This is a genomic window from Ruixingdingia sedimenti (assembly GCF_031432425.1).
Taxonomy (GTDB): domain Bacteria; phylum Pseudomonadota; class Alphaproteobacteria; order Rhodobacterales; family Rhodobacteraceae; genus Ruixingdingia; species Ruixingdingia sedimenti.
The window spans coordinates 1-10,396 of record NZ_JAVKPH010000059.1 but is presented as its reverse complement, the minus strand read 5'-3'; the positions used below and the strand labels follow the sequence as shown (position 1 = coordinate 10,396).

7 protein-coding genes are annotated in these 10,396 nt (G+C 62.4%); all 7 read right to left on the bottom strand.

Going from position 1 to position 10,396, the window contains the following annotated elements; genetic code table 11:
* Positions 1–28: 28 nt before the first annotated feature.
* The 7 genes from RGD00_RS22055 to RGD00_RS22025 all read right to left on the bottom strand — a co-directional run bounded on the left by RGD00_RS22055 (position 29) and on the right by RGD00_RS22025 (position 10,314).
* Positions 29–1,030, bottom strand: coding sequence for an HNH endonuclease signature motif containing protein (locus RGD00_RS22055; RefSeq protein WP_310459396.1), 1,002 nt, complete (start codon positions 1,028–1,030; stop codon positions 29–31).
* 21 nt (positions 1,031–1,051) lie between these two features.
* Positions 1,052–2,368 carry a site-specific DNA-methyltransferase gene (locus RGD00_RS22050; RefSeq protein ID WP_310459395.1) on the bottom strand — a complete coding sequence of 439 codons (1,317 nt, stop codon included), beginning with the start codon at positions 2,366–2,368 and terminating at the stop codon, positions 1,052–1,054.
* On the bottom strand, positions 2,368–2,868 hold the full coding sequence (locus tag RGD00_RS22045; RefSeq protein ID WP_310459394.1) for a hypothetical protein: 501 nt from the start codon (positions 2,866–2,868) through the stop codon (positions 2,368–2,370). Before RGD00_RS22045 ends, RGD00_RS22050 begins: the two co-directional genes overlap by 1 nt.
* Positions 2,865–4,127, bottom strand: coding sequence for a DNA methyltransferase (locus tag RGD00_RS22040; protein ID WP_310459393.1), 1,263 nt, complete (start codon positions 4,125–4,127; stop codon positions 2,865–2,867). Before RGD00_RS22040 ends, RGD00_RS22045 begins: the two co-directional genes overlap by 4 nt.
* 400 nt (positions 4,128–4,527) lie before the next feature.
* The gene (locus RGD00_RS22035; RefSeq protein WP_310459392.1) at positions 4,528–5,733 is read right to left on the bottom strand and encodes a phospholipase D-like domain-containing protein; all 1,206 of its coding nucleotides are present in this window, start codon (positions 5,731–5,733) and stop codon (positions 4,528–4,530) included.
* A gap of 54 nt (positions 5,734–5,787) precedes the next feature.
* The gene (locus tag RGD00_RS22030; RefSeq protein WP_310459390.1) at positions 5,788–8,580 is read right to left on the bottom strand and encodes a BPTD_3080 family restriction endonuclease; all 2,793 of its coding nucleotides are present in this window, start codon (positions 8,578–8,580) and stop codon (positions 5,788–5,790) included.
* A gap of 3 nt (positions 8,581–8,583) precedes the next feature.
* Positions 8,584–10,314 (bottom strand): DNA methyltransferase, encoded by a 1,731-nt coding sequence (locus tag RGD00_RS22025; RefSeq protein WP_310459389.1) that lies wholly within the window; start codon positions 10,312–10,314, stop codon positions 8,584–8,586.
* Positions 10,315–10,396: the final 82 nt, after the last annotated feature.

The following is a 10,396-nucleotide window of genomic DNA, read 5'->3' as shown; positions in this document are numbered from 1 at the left end:
TTGGAAATTGTCATCGTCAGTGCTCCCTTCAGGAAGCATGGACCGGTTCAGCGATACACAGAAGACAGGACACTCTCCCGACATGCGCGACCGCCCAGTCCTTGATCGCATTGTCGCTAGGATCGTGCGTAAGGACCACGAGGCTGTCCTCGGTCATGCCATGTTGCACGACCAGACTCTGGTAGAGATGGTTTCGGGCGAAAACACGGCCAAACTTCAGGTTTTCCGCGTAGCGCTCGAGCGCGTCCTCGGTCACTGCCTCCGGACAAAGTGGGAATTCTGTCGGCACCTTCCATTTGACCTGCACGACCGACGGCGTCAGCGACTCATACTCTTCCGAGGGAGGCTCATAGCTTGCCCGCTCTCTTGTCCCATACAGCCACTCGCCCAGCGCGCCACCGCTTGGGACAGAACCGCTCTTTGCCCATTCCTGCAAACGTGCTTTTGCGGCTGCCGCCTCGTCCTTCGACAAGGTGCGCATCCAGGATATGTCGGGAAACACCTTATCGGTCTGGACCCGGTTGGGGTCAGCGAAGAAGGCTTCAATCGAGCCGTAGACCAGTTCGATGCGCCGAGCAGAGATTTCGTTGAGCAGGACGTTTTCCAGCCGCGTGACCCACCGCAGGTTTTCCGGTCGATTGTTCGCCCTGTTCGTGTCGATGTGATCAACGACATGACGGTCAGTGGGCGGCTCGCCATGAAAAGCCCAGCAGACGATCCGATGAACGGGCACGCCGCTCAGATACATGTAGCCAGTCGACAACCCCTGCCGCCCAAAGGTCCATTGGTCATCAAGCGGTCTGGTCTTCTGCCGTTTCTGGGGCAGACGATGCGCGGAACCATTGTCGCGAACCCGATACCGCTCGCCCCGATATTCGACCTCCACCTCGCGTTCAAAGATATCAATGAGTTGGTCGGCTTTGCCGGGGGACGAAAGGGAAGGGCTACGCATCAACTGCTCCGGCGAAATTCGACCATTCAAGTGCCGAAGGCGGTAGGCCGATTTCCCATTCTCCTTCTGGGCGAACATTCGCAAGTTCGGGCCAACTGGTCAATCGCGGCTGGCCTTCCGCCCCGTTGCCATCTCCCACCGCCGCACCGCGACGTCGCAATAGACCGGATCCAGTTCGACCGCGCAGCAGCGCCGCCCGGTGCGTTCGGCGGCGATCAGCTGGGTGCCGGAGCCGCAGAATGGCTCGAACACCAGGTCGCCGGGATCGGTGAATGCCTCCAGCACCGCCTCGACCAGCGCCACGGGGAACACGGCCGGGTGCGATCCGGCCGCGCCCAGCCCGCCCTTGTGGCGCATGATCCGGAACACGCTGTCGGGGATGCGGTGGCTTTGGATCGCGTTGCCGAAGCCGGTCTTGCGATGGACGGCTCCGTCGGCCCCGCGCAGCCCGCCGCCGCCGAGGGTCTCGCCTGCGTGCTTGCTCTCGACCGTCTTGTTTGGCTTTCGGGGCTGGCGGTTGAAGTGGAAGATGAACTCGTGCGAGGGCGCAAGGCGGCCGTTCCAGTCGCCGGGCAGGCCGGGCCCCTGGTCCCAGACATACCAGCCGAAGCGCCGCCAGCCCTGCGCGCGCATCCAGTCAACCCAGCCCTCCCAATAGGAGATCCATTCACCGTCACGGTGAACAAGGCCGAGGTTGACCAGCAGTTGGGCATCGGCGGTGACCGGCGCTGCGGCAAATACGCCCTGCATCAGCGCATCCCAATCGGCGACCTTTTCCTTCGCCGCGCCATAGTCGCGCTGCTGCGCGTAGGGCGGCGAGGTGAACATCAGCGAGGCCTGCGCCCCGTCCATCAGCCGCGCCACCACGGCCGGGTCGGTTGCATCGCCGCAGATCAGCCGGTGATCGCCCAGCGCCCAGATGTCGCCGGGGCGGGTGATCGGCTCGGCGGGGGCCTCGGGGATCGTATCCGCGGTGTCATCGTCGATGGACGCGCGGTCGTCGGCATCGTTCAGCAGGGCGTCCAGCTCGCCCTCGGGGATGCCGATCAGCCCGAGGTCGAAGTCCTCGGCCATCAGCTCGCGCATTTCCTCGAGCAGCAGCGCCTCGTCCCATCCGCCCAGTTCGGTCAGCTTGTTGTCGGCGATCCGATAGGCCCGGCGCTGCGCCTCGGTCAGATGGCCGAGCACGATGACTGGCACCTCCGCCAGCCCGAGCTGTGCCGCGGCTAGGATGCGGCCGTGCCCCGCAATCAACTCGCCATCGGCCGCGACCAGCACCGGCACGGTCCAGCCGAACTCGGCCATGCTGGCGGCGATCTTGGCCACCTGGTCGGCGTCATGCGTCTTGGCATTCCGGGCGTAGGGCCGGAGACGGGCTAGGGGCCAGAGTTCGACCCGCCCAGGTGGCATGATCATCACGCAGGGTCCGTCGCCGGTGTGCAGACGATGAGCGTGGTTCGGCCTGGAAGATACCAGCTTGGGAAGTCCTCGGGCCAGGTGACGCGAAGCCCGTAGAGCGCAGCGGTCGCTTCGGTGTCCTGACGCTTCGCGGCATCGAAGTCGCCATAGAGATGCGCGGCCACCGCGGCGGCCTTCCGGTCCTTCCGGTAGAAATAGCCATGGTCGACAAGCTCTTGCGGCCAGGGATCAACGTGATAGCCGCGACCGTTGAACACTCCGCGCCGCGCCAGCACCGAGGGCGAAAAGCCCGACCGGGTCAGGTGCCAGCCATGGCGTTCGCCGAAGAGCACGGCCAAGCGCTGGCGCGTCGCCTGCAGATCCTGTTGCAGCGCATTGATCCGGGGATAGCCTTTCGCGTCGCGCAGCTTTTCTTGATAGTCGGTCACCGCGCTGGCGAGCACGGCGATTTCGTCATCGCTGGTTGCAGCCTGCTGGATGGCGAGGACATCGTTCATGTCGCCAGTCTCCTTGACTTGAGGGCGGCGAAGGCCTCGCCGGTTTCCGCCAGCACGGCCTCCAGACCGGTGAGTGACTGCCAGCGCTCGACGGCCACGTCGACATAGGCCGGGTTCAACTCGACCCCGAAGCAGACACGGCCTGTGGTTTCGGCCGCGATCAGCGTGGTGCCGGATCCCATGAACGGCTCGTAGACCGCCTGACCGGGGCTGGAGTTGTTCAGGATCGGCCGCCGCATGCATTCAACCGGCTTCTGCGTGCTGTGGACCGTATCGGCATCCTGATCCCGGTTGGCGATCTGCCACAGCGTCGTCTGCTTGCGGTCCCCCGCCCAGTGACCCTTGCCCTTGGCGCGCACCGCATACCAGCAGGGTTCGTGCTGCCAGTGGTAATCGCCCCGGCTGAGCACCAGCCGGTCCTTGGCCCAGATGATCTGCGACCGGATGGCGAAACCCGCGGCCACCAGGCTCTCGGCCACTGTCGCGGCATGCAGCGCGCCGTGCCAGACATAGGCGACGTCGCCGGGAAACAGCGCCCAAGCCTCGCGCCAGTCGGCCCGGTCGTCGTTCAGCACCTTACCTGTGCGTTTCGTCTTGGCCGCGCCAGCCTGATTGCGCCAGGAGGGATCGTATTCGACGCCATAGGGCGGGTCGGTCACCATCAGCAGGGGGCGGACATCACCGAGCAGCCGCCCAACGACATCGGCCGCAGTGCTGTCGCCGCAGATCAAACGATGCGCGCCCAGCTGCCAGAGGTCGCCCGGCACCGACACTGGCGTGACCGGAAGTTCGGGCACATCGTCCTCGCCCTCGACCGGACCATCGTCGCCCAGCGCGTCGGGATCCCGCAGCAGCGCGTCAAGCTCATCGTCGCTGATGCCAAGCAGCGTCAGGTCGAAATCCTCGGCCAGCAGCCCCGCAATCTCGTCGCGCAGCAGGGCTTCGTCCCATTCGCCGAGCTCCGTCAGCTTGTTGTCGGCGATCCGGTAGGCTCGGCGTTCCGCCTCGTCGAGGTGGCTGAGCCGGATCACCGGCACCTCGGTCAACCCGAGCATGGTCGCAGCCAGCACCCGTCCATGGCCCGCGATCAGTTCACCATCGTCGGCCACCATGCAGGGGACGGTCCAGCCGAACTTGGCCATGCTGGCGGCGATCTTCGCCACCTGGTCGTCGCCGTGCATCTTGGCATTGCGGGCATAGGGGCGCAGCCGGGCAATCGGCCAAGATTCTACCTGGCTCGGCGCGAAGACGAGGTCCATGGGATGGGGCTCGGGATGTGGGGGAGGAAAATGAAAAGCGCCCGCGAGGGGGTTCCTCCGGGCGCAATTCTTCGATGATCAAGGGGTAGGTCAATGGGGGCAGGTCTGTCAACCCGAAAAGTGAAGCGGATTCAACGGCTTCTAATGAATTGGCTTTTCGGGGTGGCTTCTGCCCACCTGGCTTCCCCGAAGGTGGCTTCCCTGGCTTCCCGCCGGGAATCCACCCCCGCCAGATCGTGATTGCGCAAGCCGCTGATCTGACTCACGAATTCCTGCAACGGGGCGCAAGGTGGCTTCCGCCTGGCTTCCCCGGTGAAATTGCCTCACGCTAGCGAACCGCTGCGCTGCGCCCCCCCGCATACGTTCAGGGCCGGGGAGGAACCAGAGGAGGGGGCATAGGCTATGGGCGGTAGTAGATCGCATCTAGCATAGCTACTCGACCATCCCAAAGTTCTGCGTCCGCTCCCAGCGGGCGTTGTGAACTGTACCATGGGGACATGCGAATGGGTTCGATCACCCTTTCCCAATAATTATCGAGTTCAAGAACTGTTTTCGGAAAACCAAGCGCCTCAGCGAGGCCGTCCTTGTTGGGCTTACTAATGCAGACGAATGTATCCGGACGCTTCATTGCCAAGAGTCGGGTTGCAGTTGGGACGCCGCCGACCCGAGATGAATTTTTAAATGCTCGTAGGAATTCCTGGCGAAACTGATTGTAGTGCGCCTCGCTTACCTCTCCATGCCTCGGAATCGCATCCAAAGCTTTCGCAATCGCGTCATCTTTCTCAGCGATGCGGTTCGCGAAGTCACCCATGCCCTTCATCGAGCCAAACCAGCCCCAGTCATGCTGATCGAGATTGGCTTCGTGCTTCTGCTTCTCGCCAATTACACCAGCAATCGCCTTCCACTCAAACGTCGAAAGATCCGCAAACGAACTCACACTTGCGAACATCCTCTGACACTCCCGCAGAAGACCCAGTCTGGCTTTGAAGTTGTGATAGGGGCTTGACTTCACAGATTTCACGTAGGCCTCCCAGTCAAGTCTTGCCAAAGGTGAAGCTAGTTGTGCTGCAAGTGCGCTTGTGCCTGGTAGGGTTGGGTTTCGCGGTTTCGGCAGCAGCCTTGCTGCGTTGTGCTGTAGTCTGTAGCTTTCAGCTAGCTCCTTAGTGACAGGTCTTTGAAGAGGCCTGTATTTCTCGATTTGGGCTCGTATCTCAGCAAAAACTGTCGAGTTGGTTGGGCCCTTTACATGTAGATTTGCCTCGTGGTTTTTGTCTAGGCCGCCATTCGTGAAATTTGAACTTCCAATAATCGCCTCCGCATTATCCCCACTCTGGAAGTAGTAGAGCTTGGGGTGAAATGTGACCTTTTCACTTATTGTCACGAAAGCGTTTTTGATTCCCACTAATCTGTCAACAAGGTCGGGATCAGTTTGGCAGAAACTTAGCCCAAAGGTAACCGAAACGAATTTTTCTTTGTTTTGGATTAGATTGTCGGCAACTTGAGAATTGGACCCCCATGCTGCTGCGATGTAAATTTGATCGTGGTCTTTGATCAGTTTCGCAAGTTTTATTGCTGTCCCTTTCGCACCAAGTAATCTAACGCTCATCTACTTTCCTCATTATGGGAAGCCCAACTTTGGCAGCGCACATTACAATGGACGCTAGCCATGCTTCGAAATGATGTCGTGCACCTGCGCCGCCTCGAAAGCGACGTCCCATGCCCACGTGCCGAAGCCGCCCGCAGCGTTGATGGCGTTAACCCACTCGGCCAAGGCGTCCCTCTTGGCCTTGTTCTGCGGGCTGTCGACCCCCTTGATCTCGAGCGCGAGCGTGAAGCCATTCCGGAGGCGGACGATGAAATCCGGCACGTAGCGCCGCCGCGACCCCTGCCAGAGGTAGTGGATCTGGAAGCCAAGGTGATCGTTCTTGGCGAAGGAAACGACTTCGTCCCGCGTCTCGAAGACGTTCGCGGCATAGCCCTCCCAAGCAGAGTCCCCGACAACGTGGCTGATATGGGACTTGATGGTGGGGAAGTTGGGCTTCGTCGTGTACCAGGGGCGCATCTGGCCCGTGCTGCCGATGGGGTTTTCCTCATCGAAGACGGGCGTCAGTTCCGTCGTGTTCTGGCTGGTAACGAACCGCATCAAGTGCTGAACCACGTTGTCGATGTTCAGTGCGATCAGCACGCGGCGGCGGATCGGGTCTGTGTGGAACAGCGACGGGATATCGACCTTGCCACTGGCGAGGAAGGTTTCGACCAGACGGATCAGCTGCAGCAGGAGGTATTCCTCGTTACCTTTGAAGCTGCCCTTCAACGTCGAGAAGGCTTTTCGCGCAGCAACGAAGGTCAGCCGTTGGAGTCTGAAACCCTCGGGCAGCGAAGCGAGGTCGATGTTGCGGACCTTGCTCATGTCCGTGGCGCCGCCCAGCGCCGGGGCGAGTTCGGCCGAGATCGCCGTTGCGGCGGGATCGAGGGTCAAAACGTCGACTGCATTCCAGTCGACAGTCAGAACCGGCTTCACCACGGTTTCGATCCGAAGCACGTTCGGCCAGCGCAGTTCGAACTCCGCCCGTTCCGGGATCACGTCGATCTGCGTCGATGGCTTCGGTGGCGGCGGTGCCTCGCCCCCTTCAGCCGGTTCATAGATCGACAGCGGCACGCCGAAGACATTGACGTATTCCGGCCGGAACAGACCATTTTCGTCGGTGTCATAGGTCACGCGCCGAAGGCCACGGCCGATGACCTGCTCGCAGAGTAGCTGTGAGGTGAACGCCCTGAGCCCCATGATGTGGGTGACGTTCTTCGCGTCCCACCCCTCCGACAGCATAGCGACCGAGATCACTTTCTGCAGGTCCTGCCCAGCGCCGCCGCGCTTGCCGACGTTGTCGACAATCTCGCGCAGAAGCTCCTCTTTCTTGAGGGCCTTCAGCCGATCCTTCCGGGTCTCCGGGATCCGGGCCGCATCCACGATCCCTTGCAGCCGCTCCTCATAGCCCTTGTCGGCCGTGGCGGTCTCCCCGACCTCGGCCTTCTCGAGCACCCGCGAGTCGACGCGAAGGGTCTGCATGGGCGAGGACAGTTCCTGCCAATGCACGTCGCCCTGATTGAAGTAGTGCTCGATCCTGGCGGCCGTCTCTGTCCGGTTGCACACCGTCAGCATCACGGGCGGAGAGTGATGTCCCGCCTCGGCCCATTGGCGCCGGGTTTCGCGCCAGTCGGCGCCCAAAAGGGTATAGGCGTCCTGCACCAGCTTTGGCAGCGGCTCGTGCGGCTCGGCCTTGGCGCGGTTCAGATCCTCGGAAACCGAGGGGTCGCGGTAGATGTGGTAGAGCTTCGACCTAAGGGTCTTGCTGTCCACCATCGCGTCATCTCTGACGACCACACGCGGCGTCTTCACCAGCCCGGCCTCGATCGCGTCGTTCAGCCCGAAATCCGAGACGATCCAGTCGAACAGCGCGGTGTCGGTGCTGGCCTTGCCAGTCGGCGCAAAGGGCGTGGCGGAGAGGTCGAAGCACCGCTGGATGCGGCGCGTCTTGTGCAGCCGGTCCAGACCTTCGATCCACCGCGTTGCCTCGTCCAGGTCGATCCCCTGCTCTGCGGCGGCCTTTTTGCTGATCTTCAGCTCGGCGGGCTTGCGATAGGCGTGGTGCGCCTCGTCGTTGATCACCACGATGTCCTTGTGCGCCGCCAGCTTGCCCAGCACGCGGCGGGTAAAGGCCTCGTCGGACTCCGCGCCCTTCTTCACGACTGACCGCTTCGGCTCGGCCGCGGGCATCAGCGTGTGCCAGTTCTCGATCCGCACCTCGGCCTGGTTCAGCTTCTGGCGCATCGCTTCGGACGGGCACAGGTTGAACTCGTCGTAATAGCTGCCTTCGCTGGGCATCAGCACCTGCAGCCGTTCCTTGACCGTCAACCCCGGCGCCACGATGAAGATCGCGCGCGCGAAATCCTTGTTCCGCTTCGGATAGGTCAGTGCGTTCAGCACCTGCCAGGTGATGATCATGGACATGACCGTGGTCTTGCCCGACCCGGTCGCCATCTTGTTGCACAGCCGCTCCCACGGGCCGCCATCGCCCGGAATGACGATCCCCTGCTTGAATTCCTCGGCGCCTTCGACCCACCAGATCAGGGTCTCGATCGCCTCGAGCTGGCAGAAGTAGAACGGATAGGGCCGGATACCCTCGGTCCGGTCGCGCCAGTGTTCCAGCAGTTTGCGTGTGACGATGGTGATGCCGGGCCAGCCTGCCGCCCGCCAGGCATCCACCCGGCCGCGGATCGTGTTCACCAGGTCGAGCGTTTCCACCCGCTTGGTGTTGTTGCGCGAGTCGATCACCTCGTAACTCGCGGGGCGACGTTCGGGCTTGATCTCCAGCTTCGCGCCCTGGCCCTCCACCCAGTGCTGGGCCGGGCAGACGAAGGGCGAGTTGATGATCAGGGACTTCGGCTTCTCCATGCCTCACGCCTCCAGCGCGATGATCTTGAGGCTTTCGATCCCTCGGTCATCGACGATCTTCACCGCCACCCGCCGCTGATCGCCCGCCTCGAAGGGCAGCGAGACGGTGCCGTGGAACTGCTCCAGCAGGTCCTCGTCCAGCTCGGCGCGGATCGTCTTCTTCAGGCGGTTCCAGCCGTCCTTGGCCCCGGCCATGGGGAAGAACACCTGATGCGGCATCAGGCTGCGGCCGTCATAGTCGGTGTCCAGCGACCACATGGCGATGTTCTTGGTCCCGCCGCTGGAAAGCTCGCCCGTGCGCGGGTCGAAATAGTCGAAACCCAGCACTTCGACTTCATACATCCCGTCGGCGCACTTGCGGCATTCCACCTCGGGCTGGCCCATCAGCCAGAAGCTCTGGTTCGACGATTTCGCCTTTTTCAGATCCTCGGTCAGCAGGTCGGTGTTCATCTGCGCCTTCAGCAGGGTCACGCCGGGCCATTGCATCTCGTCGATGTCCTTGGCAGCCTCGGGGTCGAAGGTGAAGGCGCAGAACACCACGAACTTCGGCTTCGGGACCAGCTTCTGCGCGTCCTCGATGGCGCGTTCGACCTGTTTTTGCTCCAGCGCGGCATGTTCGGGGCCGAAACTGACCGCAATCGTCTCGCCCGTCTCGGCCACCGATCCGACGGCATGGATATGCGACAGGCCGGGGGCTACAGCCAGATCGGTGATCTTCAGCATCGCGCCACCCTTGGCGCGCAGTCCGGTGCGGACCAGTTCATCGCGCCATTGCGTCTGGCGCGAGGTTTCGCCCGACCGCGCCACCGTGGCATCGGCCTGGTCAGGGGCGGTCACATCGTCGAGCGACAGGACGGAAGGCGCGGGCACGGCCTCGACGCTGAAGGGGCCGGTGATGCGCAGGCGGGTCTTGTCCACCTCTGGCTTGTCATACAGCGTTTCCTGATCGGCGTGCGCCTTGATGCTGGCATCCATCGCGGCCTGCATCGCCTGACGCGCGGCGTGGAAGGCGGCGAAGGGTTCGGCTGCGGCCGCGGGCCAGTCGTCGGGCAGGTCGAACGGCACCTCCCATTCCTCCAGCCGCTCGCCCTTGGTGAAGGTGACGGGCTTGCCCTTGCGCGCGCCTTGGGCGGGGCGGAAGGGCGCGGCGATGGTGAGGGTGGCGTTGAGCCGCCCCAGCGCCGCGGCGATGGCGGGGTGTTTGGCGTCGTGAATGGTGTCTATGTCGGGGTTTTTGGCGATACTTTCCAGCGTGATGTGCGGCACGGTCCGATAGACGAAACCGCCCTTCAGCCCCTCATGCGGATAGGCCAGGCGGAAATAGTCGAAACTGGCGGTCATCAGCCGCTGCTTGGCCAGCGTGATTGCCACGCGGCTGGTGTCACAGGTGATCCAGCGGCGGCCCCATTTTTCGGCCACGAAAGCGGTGGTGCCAGAACCGCAGGTCGGGTCGAGCACCAGATCGCCGGGGTCGGTGGTCATCAGGAGGCAGCGTTCTAGGATTTTCTCATGTGTCTGCACAACGTAATCTGGATCGTCCTCGCCTCGTGTGTCAGCCCAAACATGGTTCAGTTCCCGAAATGGGAAGTCGTCAAAGAAGCGTTTGTATATTCGCAAGCCCGATTGCCGAAGCAAGCGATCGGCTTTCCAAAGCGGCAGCAAACCCTGAGGCCCTGCCTTCCAGTGCCGATTGGGCTTGCACGAGAGGGTAATGCGCACACCACCGGTCGGCATTTCTACATCAGGATCATCACCACCCTTTGAAACGATGCTATCGGTTGCAAACACCTTTGCGCCCTCTGGCAAACGAGCTTTC

Bases quoted from the DNA above. Each gene is read 5' to 3' on its own strand.
- RGD00_RS22050 (WP_310459395.1), bottom strand. From the start codon at position 2,368: ATGATCATGCCACCTGGGCGGGTCGAACTCTGGCCCCTAGCCCGTCTC.
- RGD00_RS22055 (WP_310459396.1), bottom strand. From the start codon at position 1,030: ATGTTCGCCCAGAAGGAGAATGGGAAATCGGCCTACCGCCTTCGGCAC.
- RGD00_RS22025 (WP_310459389.1), bottom strand. From the start codon at position 10,314: ATGCCGACCGGTGGTGTGCGCATTACCCTCTCGTGCAAGCCCAATCGG.
- RGD00_RS22045 (WP_310459394.1), bottom strand. From the start codon at position 2,868: ATGAACGATGTCCTCGCCATCCAGCAGGCTGCAACCAGCGATGACGAA.
- RGD00_RS22030 (WP_310459390.1), bottom strand. From the start codon at position 8,580: ATGGAGAAGCCGAAGTCCCTGATCATCAACTCGCCCTTCGTCTGCCCG.
- RGD00_RS22040 (WP_310459393.1), bottom strand. From the start codon at position 4,127: ATGGACCTCGTCTTCGCGCCGAGCCAGGTAGAATCTTGGCCGATTGCC.
- RGD00_RS22035 (WP_310459392.1), bottom strand. From the start codon at position 5,733: ATGAGCGTTAGATTACTTGGTGCGAAAGGGACAGCAATAAAACTTGCG.